At 72.1% G+C, this 19,395-nt stretch carries 16 protein-coding genes; 10 read left to right on the top strand and 6 right to left on the bottom strand.

Annotation, left to right across the window (positions count from 1 at the left end; genetic code table 11):
- Window positions 1–9 precede the first annotated feature (9 nt).
- The 8 genes from ENSA5_RS24555 to ENSA5_RS24520 all read left to right on the top strand — a co-directional run bounded on the left by ENSA5_RS24555 (window position 10) and on the right by ENSA5_RS24520 (window position 10,709).
- Window positions 10–510 (top strand): low molecular weight protein-tyrosine-phosphatase, encoded by a 501-nt coding sequence (locus ENSA5_RS24555; protein WP_106394130.1) that lies wholly within the window; start codon window positions 10–12, stop codon window positions 508–510.
- The gene (gene iadA / locus ENSA5_RS24550) at window positions 511–1,710 is read left to right on the top strand and encodes a beta-aspartyl-peptidase (RefSeq protein ID WP_106394129.1); all 1,200 of its coding nucleotides are present in this window, start codon (window positions 511–513) and stop codon (window positions 1,708–1,710) included.
- Between the two features lie 84 nt (window positions 1,711–1,794).
- On the top strand, window positions 1,795–2,112 hold the full coding sequence (locus ENSA5_RS24545) for a peptidylprolyl isomerase (protein ID WP_106394154.1): 318 nt from the start codon (window positions 1,795–1,797) through the stop codon (window positions 2,110–2,112).
- Between the two features lie 74 nt (window positions 2,113–2,186).
- Entirely contained in the window at window positions 2,187–3,023 is an 837-nt protein-coding gene (locus tag ENSA5_RS24540) for a cyanophycinase (protein ID WP_106394128.1), read from the top strand.
- Window positions 3,024–3,187: 164 nt separating this feature from the next.
- Window positions 3,188–6,058 (top strand): cyanophycin synthetase, encoded by a 2,871-nt coding sequence (gene cphA / locus ENSA5_RS24535; protein ID WP_106394127.1) that lies wholly within the window; start codon window positions 3,188–3,190, stop codon window positions 6,056–6,058.
- A 2-nt stretch (window positions 6,059–6,060) separates the two neighbouring features.
- Complete coding sequence (locus ENSA5_RS24530; RefSeq protein ID WP_106394126.1) at window positions 6,061–7,815, top strand: Mur ligase family protein; 1,755 nt, start codon at window positions 6,061–6,063, stop codon at window positions 7,813–7,815.
- Window positions 7,816–7,822: 7 nt separating this feature from the next.
- Window positions 7,823–9,499, top strand: coding sequence for a DUF8728 domain-containing protein (locus ENSA5_RS24525; protein WP_106394125.1), 1,677 nt, complete (start codon window positions 7,823–7,825; stop codon window positions 9,497–9,499).
- 115 nt (window positions 9,500–9,614) lie between these two features.
- Window positions 9,615–10,709 (top strand): restriction endonuclease, encoded by a 1,095-nt coding sequence (locus ENSA5_RS24520; RefSeq protein WP_106394124.1) that lies wholly within the window; start codon window positions 9,615–9,617, stop codon window positions 10,707–10,709.
- Here ENSA5_RS24520 and ENSA5_RS24515 read toward each other — a convergent pair.
- The 6 genes from ENSA5_RS24515 to ENSA5_RS24490 form a co-directional block, all read right to left on the bottom strand.
- Window positions 10,678–11,025: a hypothetical protein gene (locus tag ENSA5_RS24515; RefSeq protein WP_106394123.1), complete on the bottom strand. Its 348-nt coding sequence runs from the start codon at window positions 11,023–11,025 to the stop codon at window positions 10,678–10,680. The two genes, ENSA5_RS24520 and ENSA5_RS24515, sit on opposite strands and share 32 nt — an antisense overlap.
- A gap of 205 nt (window positions 11,026–11,230) precedes the next feature.
- Window positions 11,231–12,481 carry a tetratricopeptide repeat protein gene (locus ENSA5_RS24510; RefSeq protein ID WP_181198101.1) on the bottom strand — a complete coding sequence of 417 codons (1,251 nt, stop codon included), beginning with the start codon at window positions 12,479–12,481 and terminating at the stop codon, window positions 11,231–11,233.
- Window positions 12,482–12,517: 36 nt separating this feature from the next.
- A complete protein-coding gene (locus tag ENSA5_RS24505; RefSeq protein WP_181198100.1) occupies window positions 12,518–12,985 on the bottom strand; it encodes a DoxX-related protein in 468 nt (155 codons plus the stop codon).
- Between the two features lie 153 nt (window positions 12,986–13,138).
- A complete protein-coding gene (locus ENSA5_RS24500; RefSeq protein WP_146156071.1) occupies window positions 13,139–13,846 on the bottom strand; it encodes a hypothetical protein in 708 nt (235 codons plus the stop codon).
- A 126-nt stretch (window positions 13,847–13,972) separates the two neighbouring features.
- Entirely contained in the window at window positions 13,973–15,595 is a 1,623-nt protein-coding gene (locus tag ENSA5_RS24495; protein WP_106394119.1) for a cyclic nucleotide-binding domain-containing protein, read from the bottom strand.
- A 45-nt stretch (window positions 15,596–15,640) separates the two neighbouring features.
- Complete coding sequence (locus ENSA5_RS24490) at window positions 15,641–16,966, bottom strand: hypothetical protein (protein ID WP_106394118.1); 1,326 nt, start codon at window positions 16,964–16,966, stop codon at window positions 15,641–15,643.
- A gap of 154 nt (window positions 16,967–17,120) precedes the next feature.
- Here ENSA5_RS24490 and ENSA5_RS24485 point away from each other — a divergent pair, with 154 nt between their 5' ends.
- A complete protein-coding gene (locus ENSA5_RS24485) occupies window positions 17,121–18,236 on the top strand; it encodes an isoaspartyl peptidase/L-asparaginase (protein ID WP_181198099.1) in 1,116 nt (371 codons plus the stop codon).
- A 41-nt stretch (window positions 18,237–18,277) separates the two neighbouring features.
- Window positions 18,278–18,940 (top strand): hypothetical protein, encoded by a 663-nt coding sequence (locus ENSA5_RS24480; protein ID WP_146156070.1) that lies wholly within the window; start codon window positions 18,278–18,280, stop codon window positions 18,938–18,940.
- Window positions 18,941–19,395 lie beyond the last annotated feature (455 nt).

Here is a 19,395-nt window from a genome sequence, read left to right as displayed (position 1 = left end):
TCGAGTCTCATGAGCGCTCCCGCCCAGAAGAAGGTCAGCATCTGCTTCGTGTGCCTCGGCAACATCTGCCGCTCGCCCACGGCCGAGGGGGTGCTCACCAAGCTCGTCGCAGACGTGGGCCTCCGCGGGCGGATCCGAGTCGACAGCGTCGGGACCGGGGCGTGGCACAAGGGCGAGCTGGCCGACAAGCGGGCCCGCAAGGAGGCCCGGCGCCGCGGCTTCGAGCTCCACAGCATCGCCCGCCAGATCACGCCCGAGGACTTCGACAACCATGACCTGCTGATCGGCATGGACCGCGGCAACGTCAGTGATCTCGAGGCGCTGGCCCCGAGCGCCGAGGCCAGGGCCAAGATCAGGCTGCTGCGCGCCTTCGACCCGATCTCGCCGGACAGCGCGGAGATCCCCGATCCCTACTACGGCGGGCCCGAGGACTTTCGCCTGGCCTTCGATCTGGTCGAGGCCGCCTGCAAGGGCCTGCTCAACCACCTCCGCGAGCGCTACGGTCTGTAGATGCTGACGCTGCTGCGCGACGCCGACCTCTACGCTCCCGCGCCCCTCGGGCGCCGGGATCTGTTGATCGCCGGCTCGCACATCGTCGCGCTGTCCGAGCGCGACGCGGCCCTCGAGGCGCTGCCCGCCAGCCTCCGCGTCGACGAGCACGACTGCGCCGGTCGGCGCGTGGTCCCGGGACTCGTCGACGCCCACGTCCACGTCACGGGCGGGGGCGGGGAGGGCGGCTTCCCCAGCCGGGTGCCGCCCCTGACCCTGACCGAGCTGAGCCTGGCCGGGGTCACCAGCGTGGTCGGGCTGCTCGGGACCGACGCCACGACCCGGACCATGCGCGAGCTGCTCGCGCGGACCTACGCCCTGCGCGAGGAGGGCCTCAGCGCGTGGTGTTGGACCGGCAACTACGAGATCCCGGTCAAGACCCTGACGGGCTCGGTCCGCGACGACATCGTGTTCGTCGATCCGGTCATCGGCGTCGGCGAGCTCGCGATCAGCGATCACCGCTCGTCGCAGCCGAGCTTCGACGAGTTCCTGCGCGTCGCCGCCGACGTCCACGTGGCCGGCATGATCAGCGGCAAGGCCGGCGTGCTCCACCTCCACCTCGGCGACGGCGCGCGCGGGCTCGAGCTCGTCCGTCGGGCCCTCGAACACAGCGAGCTGCCGGCTCGCGTGTTCCACCCGACCCACGTCAACCGCAAGCGCGAGCTGTTCACGGAGGCCTCGGCGCTGGTCCGCGGCGCGCCCGAGCTCGCGCCCTGCATCGATCTGACCGCGTTCCCGGCCGACGAGGTCGGCGAGGGGCTCTCGGCGGCCGAGGCGATCGCCGCGTGGAAGCGCGAGGGGCTGCCCTTCTCGCACCTGACCTGCTCCTCGGACGGAGGCGGCTGCATGCCCCACTTCGACGCCCAGGGGCAGCTCGAGCACTACGGCGTCGGTCAGTCGGCGACGCTCCTGGCCACGATCCGCGAGGCGAGCGCCGACCACGGCCTCGAGCTCGCCGAGCTGCTGCCGCTGTTCACGACCAACGTCGCGAGGCTGCTACGGTTGCGCGGCAAGGGGGAGATCGCCGTGGGTCACGACGCCGATCTGCTGATCCTCGATGACGCGCTCGAGGTCGACGGGCTGCTCGCGCGCGGTCGTTGGCTCGTGCGCGGAGCTGAGGCCGTCGTTCGCGGTCCCTTCGAGGGCTCCCAACCAAAGTGAGCGTCAACGCGAAGCTCCCTTCGCGTGCGCGTTGACGGAGCGAGCTCCCTGGTCAAGCGCGCGATCGGCTGGTACCAACGGCCCATGTCCAGCGTGCGCGCGTCACACATCCTGCTCATGTACAAGGGCTCTGCGCGGTCGAGCGCGACCCGCAGCAAGGCCGAGGCCGATCAGCTGATCAAGGAGATCAAGGCCAAGGTCGACGGCGGAGCCGACTTCGCCGAGCTCGCGCAGACCCACTCGGATTGCCCCTCGGGCCGCAAGGGCGGCGATCTCGGCCAGTTTGGCAAGGGCCAGATGGTCCCGGCCTTCGAGACCGCGGCCTTCTCGATGGAGATCGGTGACGTCAGCGGCGTGGTCGAGACCGACTTTGGCTACCACCTGATCAAGCGGACCGGCTGAACCAGGCTGACGCGGGCTTCGCGGGCTTGTGGAACGGGCCCGCATCGGCGACACATCGCCTCTAGAGGCATCCCGTGTCCCCTGCGAAGATCGAAGACAACCAGCGTCGCGGATACATCGTTCCGGTCGGCGGCGCCGAGGACAAGGACAGCGACCCGATCATCCTCCGGCGCTTCGTCGAGATCTCGGGCGCCGACGAGGCCCGCATCGCCGTGATCCCGACGGCCTCGCGTCTCGACGACACCGGGGCCCGCTACGAGCGGATCTTTGGTGATCTCGGGGCCGGCGACGCCCGGGTGCTCGACTACAAGCGCCGCGTCGACGCCGACAACCCCGAGTGGCTCGCCTACCTCCGCGGGGCGACCGGCGTGTTCTTGACCGGCGGCAACCAGCTGCGGATCTCGACGATCCTCGGCGGGACCGACGTCGCCCGGGCGATCCGCACGGCCAACGCCCGCGGGGTCGCGGTCGGGGGGACCTCGGCCGGGGCGGCGATCTTGTCCGAGCACATGATCGCGTTTGGCAAGTCCGGCGCGACCCCGCGCGCGGGCATGGTCTCGCTCGCGCCCGGCTTCGGCCTGACCAACCGCGTCGTCATCGACCAGCACTTTCGCCAGCGCGACCGCATCGGCCGGCTGCTCGCGGCCCTGGCCTACAACCCCTTCGCGGTCGGCATCGGGCTCGACGAGGACACGGCCGCGTTCATCGACGGCGACGACCGGCTCGAGGTCATCGGCAGCGGGGCGATCACGGTCATCGACGCCAGCAAGCTCGAGCACTCGTCGATGGGGGCGGCGGCGGCCGGCGACAGCATCTGCATGACCGGTATCAAGCTCCACATTCTCAACGGTGGGTCGCGCTTCGATCTGCACGCGAGGGTCGCGACGCCGCCACCTGGCGTGACGGACTGAGTGAAGCAGCGGGGGGCCAGGAGCCCGTGGTGCACCCCGTCGCGCCGCCTCGTTTGGTCTTGGCTTCGTGCCCTCGACGAAATTTCCGGCGCGAGGCGACGTGAAGGTTTGCACCACGGGCTGCTAAAGGCATGCTCGGGACCCTCGCCCTTCGCTAGGTCCCGATGAAGATCCTCGAGCAACGCATCTACCGCGGCCCGAACCTCTACGCCCACTTTCCGGTCATCCGCCTGCGCGTCGCGCTCGGCGAGCTCGAGCAGTGGCCGAGCGCGAAGCTGCCGGGCTTCGTCGATGCCCTGCTCGCGGCGATCCCGACCCTCGACGAGCACGGCTGCTCCTTCGGCGGGGCGGGCGGCTTCATCCGTCGCCTGAGCGAGGACGAGGGCACCTGGCTCGGCCACGTGCTCGAGCACGTCGCGATCGAGATCCAGAACCTCGCGGGCGCCGACGTCAGCTTCGGCAAGACCCGCGGGGCCGGGGTCGAGGGCGAGTACCACGTCATCTACCAGTTCGAGGAGGAGCGGGTCGGCGCGGCCGCGGGCAAGCTCGCGCTGCGCCTGCTCCACTCGCTGATCCCGGCCTCGCTCGGCCTCGACGGCGTGCCCGACGAGGCCGAGCTCGACTTCGCCGACGAGCTCGAAGATCTGATCGGCATGGCCCAGCGCCGCCAGCTCGGGCCCTCGACGGCCTCGCTGGTCCGCGCGGCCGAGGCCCGCGACATCCCGTGGCTGCGGCTCAACGACTACTCGCTGGTCCAGCTCGGCCACGGTCGCTACCAAAAGCGGATCCAGGCCACGGTCACCTCCGAGACCCGCCACATCGCGGTCGAGATCGCCTCGGACAAGGAAGAGACCAACCAGATCCTCGCCGACCTCGGGCTCCCGGTCCCGCGCCAGTACCTGGTCCGCAGCGCCGAGCGGGCCGCGGCCACGGCCGAGCGGCTCGGCTTCCCGGTCGTCGTCAAGCCGCTCAACGCCAACCACGGGCGCGGCGTGTCGATCAACCTCGGCGACAAGGAGGCCGTGCGCGTGGCCTTTGACAAGGCCCGGGAGCACTCGCGCACGATCATCGTCGAGACCTACATCGAGGGCTTCGACCACCGGATGCTGGTCATCGACGGCACGCTGCGCGCGGTCGCCAAGCGCGTCCCGGGCCACATCGTCGGCGACGGCGAGCACACCGTCGAGCAGCTCATCGACCTGGTCAATTCGGATCCGCGCCGCGGCATCGGCCATGAGAAGGTCCTGACCCGGATCGAGCTCGATCACCAGGCCACGCGCCTGCTCGAGCTCGCGGGCGAGACGAAGGACTCGGTCCTCGCCGCCGGGCGGGTCTTTTACCTGCGCTCGACCGGCAACCTCTCGACCGGCGGGACCGCGGTCGATCTGACCGACGTCGTCCACCCCGACAACCGCGAGATGGCCCAGCGGGCCGCGTCGGCGATCGGCCTCGACGTCGCCGGCATCGACTTCATCACCCGCGACATCTCGCGCTCCTATCGCGAGGTCGGCGGGGCGATCTGCGAGGTCAACGCGGCGCCGGGCTTCCGCATGCACGTGGCCCCGACCGAGGGCACGCCCCGCGACGTCGCCGAGCCGGTCATGGACATGCTGTTCCCGCCGGGCACACCCACGCGGATCCCGATCGCCTCGATCACGGGGACCAACGGCAAGACCACGGCCAGCCGGATGGTCGCGCACATCCTCAAGATGTCGGGCCACACCGTCGGCCTGTGCACGACCGACGGCGTCTACATCGACGGCGAGCGGACCGTCGGCGGCGACATGACCGGGCCGGTCTCGGCCCAGATGGTCCTGCGCGATCCCTCGGTCGACGCCGCGGTGCTCGAGACCGCCCGCGGCGGCTTGCTGCGGGCCGGGCTCGGCTACCGGTCCAACAAGGTCGGCGCGGTCCTCAACGTCAGCGCCGACCACCTCGGCCTCGGCGGGATCGACAGCGTCGAGGAGCTCGCCGCGCTCAAGCGGATCGTCGTCGAGGTCAGCCGCGACTGCGCGGTGCTCAACGCCGACGACCGGCGCTGCCTCGAGATGGCCGACTACTCCCGGGCCAAGCGCATCGCCTACGTGACGCAAAACCCCAAGCACGAGCTGGTCCGCGAGCACATCCGCGCGGGCGGGGCCGCGTGCGTGCTCGAAGAGGGCATCAACGGGCAGATGATCACGCTCTACGATCGCGGCAGCCACATCCCGCTGCTGTGGACCCACCTGATCCCGGCCACGCTCGAGGGCAAGGCGCTGTTCAACGTCCAAAACGCGATGTTCGCCGCCCTGATCGCCTGGGTCATGGACGTGAAGGTCGACAACATCCGGGTCGGGCTGCGGACCTTCGACACCACCTTCTTCCAGGCCCCCGGGCGCCTCAACGTGTTCGATGATCTGCCCTTCAAGGTCATCTTGGACTACGGCCACAACCCGGCCGCGGTCGCGGCGATGGCCGAGACCGCGCGGCGGATGGAGGTCAACGGGCGGCGCTTGTGCGTGCTCTCGGCCCCCGGCGATCGCCGTGACGAAGACATCCGCGCGATCGGAGCGGCCGCGGCGACGGCCTTCGACCGCTTCGTGCTCCGGCGCGACGACTCGCTGCGCGGGCGCGAGCCGGGCGAGGTCACCGGGCTGCTGCGAGCGGCCCTGCGCTCGGCGGGCGTGGCCGACGAGGCGATCACGATCATCGAGGACGAGCAGGACGCGATCCTCGCCGGACTCGCCGCGGGCGAGCGCGGCGATCTGCTCGTGATCTTCGGCGACGACATCACCCGGTGCTGGAAGCAGATCGTTCGCTTTGGCGAGGCCGGGGCCAGCCCCGGCAAGGATCAGATCGGCGACCTCGCGACGGGCTCGCACCCGATCGTGCCCCTTGCGACCGCCGAGGCCGAAGCCGGGGCGGGGGCCGAGGTCGAGGTCGGCGGGGGGGACGTCGAGCCGGTTCGCGACCCGCGACCCCTGACGATCGGGCGCGACAAGGACGTGATCGTCGACGAGCGCGGGGTCCGCCTGGCGCGCGAGGAGAACGACTGAGCGTGGGCCCGGCGGTCGAACTCGTCGACTCGCGCCGGCTGACGGGGCCCAACCTGCACTGCCGATCGGCGGGCGCCGTGGTCGAGCTGCGCTTTGGCGCGGGCGTCGACCGTGAGGCCTTCATCGGCCGCTGGCGCGAGGCGCTGGCCCGGGCCCTGACCGCGCTCGGCTGGACCGCCGAGCTCCACGCGCGCCCCTTCGAGTCGCCCGAGGGCCTGCGCGGGGCCGAGCTGATGTTCAGCGCGGCGGTCGATCGCCTCTACGCCGCGACCGAGGTCAACGAGTGGGCGGTCGCCGTGGCCCGGCTCGAAGCTGAGGCGGAGCCCGAGCCAGCCGCCATGGCTCGGCTCGCGGCCGTGGCCGCGCAAGAGCAGGCCGAGCGTCGCGGCGCGCTCGCGCTGATCGCCGCGGCCGAGGCCCGCGGGGTCCCGTGGCTGATCGACGACGACGAGCTCTCGCTCGGCTACTTCGCGGACTCGGGGCGCTGGCCTGTCGCCGCGCTGCCCGAGCCCGAGTCGCTCGACTGGTCCCGCCTCCGCGGGCGAGCGATCGCGCTGATCACCGGGACCAACGGCAAGACCACGACCACGCGGCTGCTCGCGCGGATCGCCGCCAGGCAGGGCGTGCGCGTCGGCAACACGTCTACGGACGGGCTGTGCGTCGACGAGCGCGAGGTCGAGTCCGGCGACTGGACGGGGCCCGGCGGGGCCCGGGCGGTCCTGCGCAACCCGGCGATCGAGCTCGCGCTGCTCGAGACGGCGCGCGGGGGCCTGCTGCGGCGCGGCGCGGCGGTCTCGAGCTGTGCGGTCGGCGTCGTCACCAACGTGGCCAGCGATCACCTCGGCGAGTACGGCATCTTCGACGTCGAGGGCATGGCGATGGCCAAGGGCATCGTCGCGAAGATCGTGGCGCCCGGCGGCCGCGTGGTCCTTGGCGCCGACAGCCCGGCGCTGGTCGCCTGGGCGGCCGCACAGGAGCTCGCCGCCCCGATCGTGTGGGTCTCGAGCGAGCCCGACAACCCCGTGCTCGCCGAGGCGCGGGCCCGCGGCGGCGAGGTCTGGACCGTCGTCGAGGGGGGCGTGGTCCGGAGCGTCGGGCTCGAGCGCAGCGAGCTGTGCCGGGTCGACGAGATGCCCCTGAGCCTCGGGGGCCTCGCGCGTCACAACGTCCAAAACGCGCTCGCGGCCGCGGCCGCGGCTCGGGGGCTGGGCTTCGACGACGCGGCGATCGTCGCCGGGCTGCGCGAGTTTGGAGCCCGACCCGAGGACAACCCCGGGCGCGCGCGGGTCTGGCAGGTCACGCGGCGAGGCGGCGAGACCGTCGACCTGCTGCTCGACTTCGCCCACAACCTCGCCGGGCTCGAGGCGATCTCCGAGCTCGTGCGCGGCCTCGCTCGGCGGCCGCTGCTGTGCTTTGGCATGGCCGGCGACCGCGGCGACGACCAGCTCCGGGCCCAGGCGAGGGCGCTGGTCTCGTTTCGGCCGCGGCGGATCATCGTGCGCGAGCTCGGCAGTCACCGGCGCGGGCGGGCGCCGGGCGAGGTCCCGCGGATCCTCGATCAGGCCCTGCGCGCCGCCGGCCTCGACCCGGGCGCGATCCTTCACACCGAGTCCGAGGTCGCGTCGCTCGACGCCGCGCTCGAGCTCGCCGAGCCCGGTGAGCTCGTGGTCGTGCTCGTCCACACCGAGCGCGACGCCGTCGACGCCTGGCTGCGCGAGCACGACGCGCGACCGGGGCGGCTGCGGGCCGGGACCTGAGCGGGCGATGGGGAAGGGGCCGCAGCGCGATGCTCATCGTCGCCTGACTCGGGCCTGCGGCCCGACACCCTCGGCTCGCGCGGGCTCCGAGGTCCCGGGAGACCGTCGCAAGCTCGAGCGCTTCGGCGCGGTCGCGTTCGTGCTCGCGTGCGCGTGGCTGGCCTGGCGCACGCTCGCGCGGGTCGCCGCGGCCTGGTCGTTCACGACCGACGACGCCTACATCACGCTGCGCTACGCCCGGCACCTGCTGGCCGGGGACGGCCTGGTCTGGAACCTCGGCGAGGCCCCGGTCGAGGGCTACTCGAACTTCGCCTACGTGGTCATCGCCGCGGGCTTCGGCGCGCTCGGAGAGCTCGACGCCGCGCCGCTCAAGCTGCTCGGCTGCGCCTCGCTCGTCGCGATCGCCTATCTCCAGTGGGCGATCGCCCGACGCTTCGTGCGGCCGCTCCCGGCCCTGCTGCCCTTCGCGTTTTACTCGCTGCAGCGCGGCGTGATCTGGTGGTCGGTCAGCGGGCTCGAGACCTCGGTGTACGTCGCCCTGTGTTGTGGCGTGGTGCTCGCGTGCCTGCGCGGGCTCGGCTTCGAGCGGGTCGAGCTCGACGCGGGCGACGGCGGAGGCGACAGCGTCGGCCTCGCCCGCGGACCCCTGCGTCCGCGGGCGCTGGCGGTGGCCGGGGGCCTGTGCATGCTGGGCTCCTTGCTGCGGCCCGAGGGTCCGCTGGTCGCGGCCGCCGTCGGGGTCGGCGCGGGGGCCCAGCTGTGGATCGACTCTCGGTCGGACGATCGCAGCTTCGACGGCCGCGGCTACCGCCGCGCGGTGCTCGGCTTCGTCGGCGTGTTCGTGCCCCTGATGCTGGCCTACGCGGCGTGGCGCCACGCCTACTTCGGCGAGCTCCTGCCCAACACCGTCCGGTGCAAGACCGGTCATCACGATCGCTTCGCGCTGCTCGGGGCCTACTGGTCCGCGGCGCCCTTGACCCTGGTCCTGGCCCTGCTGTGGCCGCTGCGCTCACTCGACGCTCGCGTGCTGCTGCCGATCGCCCTCGCGGCCGTCTACGCGCTCGCGCTGGTCGGCGCCGATCCGCTGATCGGACACGACCTGCGCCACTTCCTCGCCGCCCACGCGCTCTTGTGCGTGCTCGCGGGCGTGAGCGCCACTCGCCTGGCCGCGTGGGTCGGGCGCGGGATCGCGGCGCGCTGGGTCGAGCCTGCGCTCTTGCTCGCGGTCCTGGCCAGCGCCTCGCCGCTGGGGGGGCTCCCGGAGCGCGAAGACCTGGAGGCGCGCGCCAAGGGCTACGGCGCGCGGACCCGCGCTCGCGCTGCGCTCGGGCGCTACCTCGCCCATGAGCTCGACCCTGGCGAGCGGGCCCTGCTCGGGGACGTCGGCGTGGCGGGCTGGACCGGCGACGCGCCGATCCTCGACGCCTTTTGTCTCAACACGCCACAGTTCGCCGAGCCGCCCCTGCGCGGTGACCCGAGCCGCGCGGCCGACTGGATCCTCGACGAGCAGCGACCGCGGGTGATCGTCGTGCACAGCCGCAGCGCCAAGAAGATCGCGCCGCGGGGGAAGATCTATCGCGAGCTGGTCGACCGTGAGCGCTTCAAGGCGGGCTGGCGAGAGCAGCGTCGCTTCAACAGCGACAGCGGTCAGTTTCACTACGTGGTGTTTCGCCGCGTGGACTAGCAGCCCGGGCTGCTAGCCGGTCGAGCTCGACCTCGCTCGTATGCGCGAGCCCGCGCGCGGGCCCGACCTCGCGGCGGGGTAGCCGGACCTCGGCTGGCCATGGCAGGCTCAGACCGTGGGTCGTGCGCTTCGAGTTGGGAAGACGGTCGCGAAGTATCGCCGACCTCAGCCCGCGACTTGCCGAACTATCGACATACCCCAGGCCGATCGACTCGCCCACCTGCGGCGCCTCGCGCTGGCGATCCGCGACGGCGTCAGCCACCCGGCGACGCTGCAGGAGTACCTCGGCGTCGACGCGCGCCACTTCAACTACTACCGCCACGGCGCCGAGCTGCTCGCGCTCGCCGAGCGCGATGAGCAGGGCTTGCGGATCACGAGCCTCGGCGAGCGCCTGCTCGCGACGGCCGAGGGCTCGCTCGATGAGCGGGCCGTGTTTCGCCAGGCGATCGCGGCCGCGCCCCCGCTCGCGCCCTTCGCCTCGTTGTTCGCGGGCGAGTCGCTGACCAGCGCCGAGCTCGCCCGGCGGATCGAGGCGCTGACCGGGCTGTCGAGCTCGACGGCCAGGCGCCGGGCCCGAACCCTGCTTCGCTGGCGTCGCTACCTCATCGGGCCCGAGCAGCCGGCCGCGGGCGCGCTGGCGATCCCCAAGCTCGGGGAGCAGCTCGAGCGCATGGTCGCCCACCACAACGCCGTGGCCAAGCAGCGGACCCTCGACTGGCTCCACCGGGCCACGCCCGCGCGCTTCGAGGGCATCTGCGCCGAGCTGCTCGCGGCGATGGGCTACGGGCAGGTCCGCGTCGTCGGGGGCAGCGGGGACGGGGGCGTCGACGTGCTCGCGGTCCACCGCGACCGCTGGGGCCACGAGCTCGCGGTCGCGGCCCAGGCCAAGCGCTGGGCGAGGTCGCTGGGTCGGCGGGTCGTCGACGAGATGATCGGCGTGCTCGTCCGCGGGCGCCTCGGCCAGGCGATCTTGATCACGACCTCGGACTTCTCGAAGGCCGCGCGCGAGGCCGGGGCCGCCGAGCCGCGCCTGCGCCTGGTCAACGGCGCGCAGCTCGTCGAGCTGATGGCCGCGCACGACGTGATCGTTGGCTTCGGCCGCCACGGCGAGCTCGTCGATCTCGATCCTGCTCGTGACCGCCTGAACCCGGCCCCGCGCCTCGCCAGTGTCGACGAGCTCACTGCCCGGCCAGCCGGACCAGGCCTGTGACCACGGCGGTCGCCCCGAGCATCGTCAGGCCAAAGCCGAGGGCCCCGGCCGCGAACCACGCCTGAACCTTCTCGCGCTGGGGGTCCGACAATTTGGCGTGGAGCCGGTAGGGCCGCAGCCACATGCCCTCGGTCCCGAGCTCCTCGGCCCGCAGCGCTCGCCACAGCAGCCCGTGGTAGACGAAGCCCGCGGGCATCCCGAGCAGGACCCCGAGGCTGCCGACGCCGACGCCGATCCACAGCAGGGTCAGCGGGGGGATCATCGCGGCGGCGATCAGCGCGACGATGATCGCGGCGGCGATGACGGCCTCGAACACCGGTCCCACGATAGCAAGGACCCGGCCCCGCGCCCGCTCGATCCCTGCGCTCAGGCAGGTGTGGCGATCGCGTCGCGGTAGATGGCCTCGACCTCGAGCTCGACTCCGAGCGCCGCGATCGCGAGGCGCTGCCCGGGCCCGGCCTCGTGGATGACCCAGCGGCCCTCGCCGTCGCGGACTTGCAGCTCGAGCTCGCGCCAGACCCTCAGTGCGCGGGCTCGGCGTCGCCCCGGGCGAGGGCCTCGAAGCGACGGACCTGACGCCGGTAGTACGCGCTCTCGGGCTCACGCTCGAGCGCGGCCTCCATCGCCGCGAGGGCGAGCTCGGGCTCGCCGAGCAGCCGCCGCAGCTCGGCCTCGAGGTAGCGCAGCTCGGCGTCCTCGGGGGCCTGCTCGATGCCGGCGAGGACCGCCGCGAGCCCGGCGTCGGGCCGGCAGTTCTGGCGAAACGCGAACCACCCGAAGCTCGACTTGCGGCCGACGTCGTCTGGATCGGCGGCGACCATGGCCTCGAGCGCGGCCGCGGCCTCGTCGGGCTTGCCGAGCTGGCAGTAGGCGCGGCCGATCATGCGGTGGGCCTTGGTCGCCTCGCTGCTGGTCGGGAACTTGGCCTGGAGCGCCTCGAGCTCGCGGATCGCGGTCTCGGGATCGTTGTCGAGCTTGAGGGTGAAGAACATCGCGAGGTCGTAGCCGACCTTGCTGGCGAGGCCCTTGGCGTTGTCGGCGTCATTGGCGACGACGCTGGCGTAGAGGGTCTCGGCCTCGTCGCGGCGGGCGGCGAGGACGTAGGCGTGGCCGAGGCGATAGCGGGCCTCGACGTCGTCGGGCGCGGCCGCGACCGCGGCCTCGAGTTCGGTGAGCACGTTGTCGCCCCCGGCGAGGGCCTCGAGCTTGGTCAGCAGCGCCTCGGGCTCGATGAAGTCGACGAGCCGGCCCTTCTCGATCCCGTTGGCCTCGAGCATCAGCAGGGTCGGGTAGGCCTGAACCTGGTAGCGCTCGACGAGGTCCGGGCCCTCGCCCTTCTCGGCGTCGACGTGGACGGCGATGGCGCGCTCGGCCAGCCATCGGCCGACGCGCGGGTCGGTGAAGGTCTTCTCATCGAGCTCGTGGCAGGGCGGGCACCAGTACGCGCCGACGTCGACGAACACCAGCTTGCCCTCGGACTCGGCCCTGGCGAGGGCCTGCTCGAGCCCGCCCTCGAACCACTGGACCGCCGAGACGATGCTGCCGTCCTCGCGCACGCCCGGAGCCGCGGCCTCGTCGGCCACCTCGGCCACGTCGGTCTCGTCGGCCTCGTCGGCGTGGACGTCTGCCGGGGCCGCGCTCGCGGGCCCTTGTTCGGGCGCCGGGCCAAAGTGAAACTCGGGTCCGTGGGGCGCCTCGTGATCCTCGCCGCAGCCGGGCGAGGAGGCGAGGCTGGCGAGGCACAGCAAGATCGTCGGGGGCAACCGCTTCACCCCGCCATCTTGGCACACGCGCCGGCCTCGACCGACTCAAGCCGAGGTCGGATCGTGACCCACGGCACGAATTGTCATGAGCGCAGCGGCGCCCAACGCGAAGTCCTTGAGCGCGCTGATCATCGAGAGCTGCATGGTCTGCTCGTGCATCATCCCGGGGATGTGGATCGTCAGGATGAACACGGCGAGCATGCTCGCGAGCCCGATCGCGGCCGGGATGATGAAGCGCCCGGTGACGATCGCGATCGCGCCCGCGATCATCGCGGCGCCCGTGAGGTAGACCCAAAACGAGGGCGCGCCCAGCCACTCCGGGACCAGCGCGGCCATCTGCTTGGTCATCAAGAAGTGGTTGAGGCCGAAGACCAAAAACGGGATCGCAAACAGGGTCCGCGCGACGGGCCCGGTCGTGACGCCGAGGGCGCCCCGTCGTGCCCGGTCGGGATCGTCGATGATCGCGGGGGTCGGGGTGAAGGCTGGCGTGGTTTCGCTGAGCTTGGCCATCATCTGTCCTCGTGATCGCGCTCGGTTGCACGGCCTGTGCCGCTGAGGCGACCTCTGCTTCGCTGGGCGTGGGGCCCGACGAGGCCAGCGCGGCCGAGGTGCTTTCCCCCAAGGACGAGAAATTTCGCGCATTCGTCCGTGCGGCGGCTGCGTCGCTCAGGCCGGGCAGGCGACCGTGGCCTCGACCTCCCCGCGGACCACGAGCGCGAGCCTGGCCTCCTCGACCACGTCGTCGAGGGCAGCGTCGACCGGCTCCCCGAGCAGGTGACAGGCGAGGGTCTGCTCGTAGACCAGGCGCACGACCTGGGAGATGCGGGCGAGCTCGGTCTCGAGCTCCTCGATCCGCCGAACGCACAGCGCCCGGGCCATCGCTCGCCACTGCGCGAGCTCGGGGCACACGGGATCGTCGACCTCGACGCTCTCGACCGTGTCGCCCTGGGTCAGCGCGAGGGCGCTGCGGGCGACCTGGAGTCGCCGGGCCCGCTGCGAAAACTCCCACAGCAGCTGGTCGAGGCGACACACGAGCTCCGAGTCGGTCTGTTGATCGCGTGTTAGCTGGCGCTGGCGAACGTAGTCGACGAGGCGCTCGAGCTGGGTCAGCTCCCGCACCTGGGAGGGCGAGAGCTGCGCGATGAGCTGCTGGCGAGCACCGATCGCCTCGCGCTCGAGCGCCGCGCGGCGTTGCTCCTGATGCCAGCGCGCGATCCGAGGCAGCCGCAGGAACACCCGAACCAACACGAGCGTGACCACGCACCACCAGCCGAGCCGGCGCGAGTGACCTCCACCCAGACCGACCATGGCGCTCGCCTCGTTGGCCCGCAGGGCCCACAGCGGCACGTACAGGAGCGCCACGGGTTTCGACATTGTCTCATCTCCCACGGTACTCGTTTGATCCCACATCGCGGCTCGGATCTGTGAGCAACGACCATGCCAGGCGCCGCCGCCTTGTCAGCGGCGTCAGGCAGCAGCGGAGTCACCCTAGTCCTAGTCCTAGTCCTTGGACGACGCGTCGCGCGAATGAGGGGCGCCGCTGGCGTCTGGGGCGGGGGAGGTGCCGACGCCAGCACCGAAGCGACCGGCGTTGGGGTTGGCGACGTTGGGCAGGGTCGACCGCCCGGCGCCGCGCCCTGGAAGGACGCGGTCGGGCTCGGCGCGGCCCTCGACGAGCTCACCGGCTGCGACGCCCGGACCGAGCTCGTCGAGCTCGTCGAGCTCTTCGACCTCCTCGGGGTCGAGCTCCAGCGTGTCGCTGCCCTCGCGCAGGGACTCGTCGAGGGTCAGCTCGGTGTGCGACTCGCTGACGACGATCTCCTCGCTGAGGTCGACGATCTCGTCGCTGGGCTCCGCGCCCGCGACACCGCCCCCGGCGCGCGCCCCCGCGCTGTCCGTGCGCGCGTGCGTGAGGTCGAGGTTGGTCTGACGCAGGCGCGAGCTGAGCTCCTGGACGAAGGCCCACAGCAGCTTGACGGCGAGCGGGGCCTCCTTGCGCAGGATCTCGAAGAAGTCCTCGCGGTTGATGAGCAGGACCTTGCCCGGGCGCAGGGCCGTGGCCGTGGCCGAGCGCGGGGCCGTGTCGACCAGCGCCATCTCGCCGAAGTGCGAGCCCTGCGAGAGCGTGGCGACGTGCGAGCCGTTGGACTCGAGCTCGACGACGCCGCGCAGGATCACGAACAGCTCCTCGGCGGGCTGGCCCTGGTGGCACAGCTGGTCGCCCGCGTCGAAGGGGATGATCCGGGTGAGGTTCATGATCCTCACCAGCTGCTGGTAGGTCAGGGCGGCGAACAGCGGGATCGACTTGAGCGTGTCGAGGGTGAAGTTGATCTCGGCCGCGCGATCGCTGCCGTCGGCGTTCTCCGGGACCTGGATGATCAGCGCGGTGATGTTGTCCTTGCCGCCCCGGGTGTTGGCCATGTCGATCAGCCGGCCGGGGATGTCCTTGACCTCGGTCAGCGACAACATCCGCGAGATGTCGGTGTCGTCGAGGTACTCGTAGAGCCCGTCGCTGCACAGCAAGAACGAGTCGCCGGGGATCATGTCGAAGTCGAGGGTGTCGACCTCGACGCTCTCGTTGGGCCCGACCGCGCGGGTCATGGCGTGCTTGAACTGGGCGTAGGGGCTCTCGTCGAACGCCTCGGCGGTGATCTTGCCCTGGCGGATCAGCTCGTTCATCAGCGAGTGATCTTCCGTCAGCTGGTAGACGATGCCGCCGCGCAGGAGGTAGATGCGGCTGTCGCCGACGTAGGCGATGTAGCCGCGATCGCCGACGATCAGCAGCGACACCACCGTGGTGCCCATGCCCTTCTTCTCGGGCTCCTGCACGCCCTTGCGATAGATCTGCTCGCACGCGATGTGGACCGCGTACTCGAGCAGCATGCAGATCTCCATGTGCCAGGTCGGGTCGTCGTCGCGGCCGGCCTCGAACAGGTCTTGCTCGCGCGCGAGGATGCCGCGGATCGTGTGGACCGCCATCGCGCTGGCGACCTCGCCCGAGGCGTGACCGCCCATGCCGTCGGCGACCACGAACAAGCGCAGATCCTGATCGATCAGGAAATTATCTTCGTTGTGGGTGCGCTTGCGCCCCACGTCCGTCGCGGCCCAGTACTTGAGGTCCATGGGTGGCCGCGGATGATAGCTCGTTTGCGCGTGGCCTGCTCGGGCTCAAAACCCGGGCGAAACAACGTCCATGGCCTGGCTGTCGGGGGTCGTGAGCCAGTCGATGATGCTCGGCTGAAGATCGCTGTCGAGCTGCCACTCGAGGCTCTCGAGGTCGGCGGGGTTGACCGGGCGCCCGTCGAACCACGCGCCGCGGGGATGACCGAAGTCGCCGCCGCGCCGCGAGCTCGGCTCCTCGCCGACGCCCGGCGACTCGAGCGGCTCGCTGTCACTGCATGCATCGGAGTCGGCGACGGGCTGGAGGACCTCGTGGAGATCGGTCTCGTGGAGGCGGCGGGCCGCGGGGTGCTCGGACAGCAGCAGCAAGTACTCGACCTCGAGGCCGAGGGTCCGGGCCGCGCACAGCCGCCGCCGCAGCCCGATCGCCCGGCTCCCGACGCCCGCGGCGATCAGCTGGACGGACATCCGACCCGGGTGCTGCGTCCGGTAGCGCATCGCCGGGCCGAGCCAGTCGGGCAGGCGGCCGTGCTCTTCATCCTCGACGAAGATCACGAGGCGGTGGGGCAGGGCTTCGCCGCCGACGAGCACGCCGGTCTCCGGGAAGGTGCGATCGAGGCGCGAGGTCCGGCTGATCATCGACGGGCCGAAGGGCACGAAGCCGATCGCCACGTCGGCGTAGCTGGGGGCGGTGACCAGGCGATCGATCTGCGTGCGCAGCTCGCTGAGCTCGGCGTCGACGTACTGGAACTGCTCGGTGCCCGCGCGATCGACCACGCCGATGAGCGATGAGCGCTGGCCCATGGTCTGGACCGCGAGGCCCGCGGACGCTCGGTCGAGGCTGCGGCGGAGGCAGCCCCCCGCCGCGCCCGTGCGCAGGGCCTCGATCGCGTCGGCGTCGAGCCCGACCGCGCGCGCGAGCCTGTCTCGGCCGTCTTCGCTGCGCAGCTCGGCCGCGATCCGCAGCCAGTCCTGGCGATCGAGCAGGCGCAGGGCCTCTTCGAGCTCGCCGAGCGCGGCCACGGCCATGAACCACAGGCGCACGGAGTCCGGCTCGGGGTCGGGGTTGGCGAGGCCGCCGCGGGTTGGGATCAGCTCGACGCGCAGCTCGTCGCCGCGCTCGCCGGCGATCCGCCGGAGCTCGAGCCACACGCGCAGCGGGCTGGTCTCGGTCTCGGTTGGATCGAGGTAGACCTTCAGCAGGGTCGGGGCCTCGGCGGGGCCAAAGCCGACGAAGAAGTCCAGCTGCTGCTCGCGGCACTGCTCGGTGCTGAGCGGGGTCTGGTGCTCGGCGCCCCGGCCGGCGGGGGTCTCGGCGGGGGTCTTGGCGGGGCCCAGGGTCAGGGCCAACGCGAGGGGGAGGGCGCCGTACACGGGCCAAGCTTGACGGTCGCGCCGAGCAGACGCAAGCGGCCTCCTGCGATAGGTTGGGCCGATGCGACGACGATCGAGGCTGGCAGCAGCGCCGCTCCGCGCCCCGCGACCCTCTCCGAGCCGCGCCGCTTCGCTGCGCGCGTGGTTGTCGCTCGTGGTCCTGCCCCTCGCGCTCGGCTGCGACCCGCGGCCCCGGGTCGGCGAGGTCCCGCCGCGGAGCGTGGACGCGGTCGCGGTCGAGCGAGCGGCGAGCGATCCGGCGCGCGTCGGTCCGCTGGTGCTCGCGCACGGCGGGCAGGGCTCGCCGGCCTCGCGCAGCGATGGGCCCGCGGTCGCGGTCGACCGGGGCTTCGCGCGGCTCGAGTCGGAGGGCGAGGACGCGGTCGCGGCCGCGATCGCGACGATCGAGTCGCTCGAGGATGACCCGCGCTTCAACGCGGGGACCGGCGCCAACTTGCGCCTCGACGCGCGCAGCATCGAGGCCGACGCCGCGCTCATGGACGACCGCGCGCGCTTCGGTGCGGTCGCCGGGATCGCGGATCTTCGCCACCCGATCCGCGTGGCCGAGGCCGTCGCCGCCTCGCCGCACCTGCTCCTGGTCGGCGAGGGCGCCCAGGCGTTCGCGGGCACGCTGGGGCTCGAGGCCCGGGACCTCTCGACCCCACAGGCCCGGGCCAAGCTCGCGCGGGGCTACGCGAAGCTGTTCGCGGGCGAGGCCGGGCCCTGGTCCGAGTGGGACTGGCGGCGGCACTGGAACTTCGCGACCCCCGCGCCGGCCAAGCTCGACGAGGCGATGGCGCTGCTCGAGGCCGCAGAGGCTGGGGCGCAGGGCGAGGCGCCCGACGAGACCCCCGACGAGACCAAGGACACCGTCGGCGTGGTCGTGCGTACGGCGCAGGGGCGCTACGCGGCCGCGCTGTCGACGGGGGGCACGACGCTCGCAATTCACGGTCGGGTCGGCGACGTGCCGCTGCTCGGGGCCGGGCTCTACGCCGGTCCGCACGGCGCGGTCGCGGCGACCGGCAAGGGCGAGGCGATCATTCGTGAGTTGGTCGCGGCGCGGGTCTACGAGCTGCTCGCTCGGGGCCAGACGCCGGCCGACGCGATCCGTTTGGTGACCCGAGAGATCAGCCCCGAGGAGGGCGTCGGCGTGATCGCGGTCTCGGACCTCGGGTGGGGCACGGGCGCGACCTCGCAGATGGCCTGGGCCGCCCGCGATCGCGACGCGCGCCACCGGGCAGACACCTGGATCCAGCGTCAGGATCGATGAGCTTGGCAACGCTGGGCCCGCGCTCTACTGTGTTCGCGTCCATGCTGGAGCCGCCGTCCCGCGCCATCGTCAGCGTCGCTGTCGCCCTCGGCCTGACCCTCGCCCCGCTGACCGGGTCGGCCGCGCCGCCGGTCGAGCTCAGCGCCGAGGACGAGCCGGTCGAGGTCGCCGCGGAGCCACCGGACGAGCTCGTCGACGCGGGCGAGCCCGACCCGCTCCCCAACGTCGAAGACGAGCCCGGCGAACAGGCCGAGCCCGCCCCGCCGCCAGCGGAGCTGAACCCGGCGAGCCCGCCCGCGCCCGCGCTCGATGATGACCCAGAGCCCGACTTCGACGACGACGAGTTCATCGACGACGACGACGAGTTCATCGACGACGACTACGATTCGCTGCGCGACAGCCCCGAGGCCCTGGCGGCGCGGCGCTGGATCGGCGCGGGGATCGGCGCCACGATCACGGGCGCGGTCCTCGTCGGCGGCGCGATCGCCATGAGCCAGACCGCGGCCTGTGATCCGGCCGCGGGCAACAACTGCTTCGCCGACGCCCGCGATCGCGCGGCGGTGACCATGGGCGTGCCGGGCGGGGTGTTGTTGCTCGGAGGCATCGCCATGACCGTGGTCGGTGCGCTGCACAAGCGGCGGCTCGCGGCCAGCTTCGCCCTCGCGCCCGGGCAGCTCGGCCTCGCCGTCAGCGGCCGGTTCTGAGTGTCTATGACCCCCGCAGGCGTCAGCAACTCTGCCACGCACTGCGGCTGTCTATGACCCCCGCAGGCGTCAGCAACTTTGCCACGCACTGCCGCTGCGCGGCAGGTCGGTCGGTCGCTGCGCTCCCTCCCTCGGTGGGCTGGTATGTGGCACGCAGTGGGATGCGTGGCCCCCTAAAGGGGGCTGGCTGTCTATGACCCCCGCAGGCGTCAGCAACTTTGCCACGCACTGCCGCTGCGCGGCAGGTCGGTCGGTCGCTGCGCTCCCTCCCTCGGTGGGCTGGTATGTGACACGCAGTGGGATGCGTGGCCCCCTAAAGGGGGCTGGTTGTCTATGACCCCCGCAGGCGTCAGCAACTTTGCCACGCACTGCCGCTGCGCGGCAGGTCGGTCGGTCGCTGCGCTCCCTCCCTCGGTGGGCTGGTATGTGACACGCAGTGGGATGCGTGGCCCCCT

Source organism: Enhygromyxa salina, assembly GCF_002994615.1.
GTDB classification, from domain to species: Bacteria; Myxococcota_A; Polyangia; order Nannocystales; family Nannocystaceae; genus Plesiocystis; species Plesiocystis salina_A.
This window is presented reverse-complemented; position numbering and strand designations above follow the sequence as displayed.

Coding starts and splice junctions, on each gene's coding strand:
- ENSA5_RS24555 (WP_106394130.1), top strand. CDS start 10: ATGAGCGCTCCCGCCCAGAAGAAGGTCAGCATCTGCTTCGTGTGCCTC.
- ENSA5_RS24480 (WP_146156070.1), top strand. CDS start 18,278: ATGCTGGAGCCGCCGTCCCGCGCCATCGTCAGCGTCGCTGTCGCCCTC.
- iadA (WP_106394129.1), top strand. CDS start 511: ATGCTGACGCTGCTGCGCGACGCCGACCTCTACGCTCCCGCGCCCCTC.
- ENSA5_RS24495 (WP_106394119.1), bottom strand. CDS start 15,595: ATGGACCTCAAGTACTGGGCCGCGACGGACGTGGGGCGCAAGCGCACC.
- cphA (WP_106394127.1), top strand. CDS start 3,188: ATGAAGATCCTCGAGCAACGCATCTACCGCGGCCCGAACCTCTACGCC.
- ENSA5_RS24500 (WP_146156071.1), bottom strand. CDS start 13,846: ATGTCGAAACCCGTGGCGCTCCTGTACGTGCCGCTGTGGGCCCTGCGG.
- ENSA5_RS24505 (WP_181198100.1), bottom strand. CDS start 12,985: ATGATGGCCAAGCTCAGCGAAACCACGCCAGCCTTCACCCCGACCCCC.
- ENSA5_RS24525 (WP_106394125.1), top strand. CDS start 7,823: ATGGGGAAGGGGCCGCAGCGCGATGCTCATCGTCGCCTGACTCGGGCC.
- ENSA5_RS24545 (WP_106394154.1), top strand. CDS start 1,795: ATGTCCAGCGTGCGCGCGTCACACATCCTGCTCATGTACAAGGGCTCT.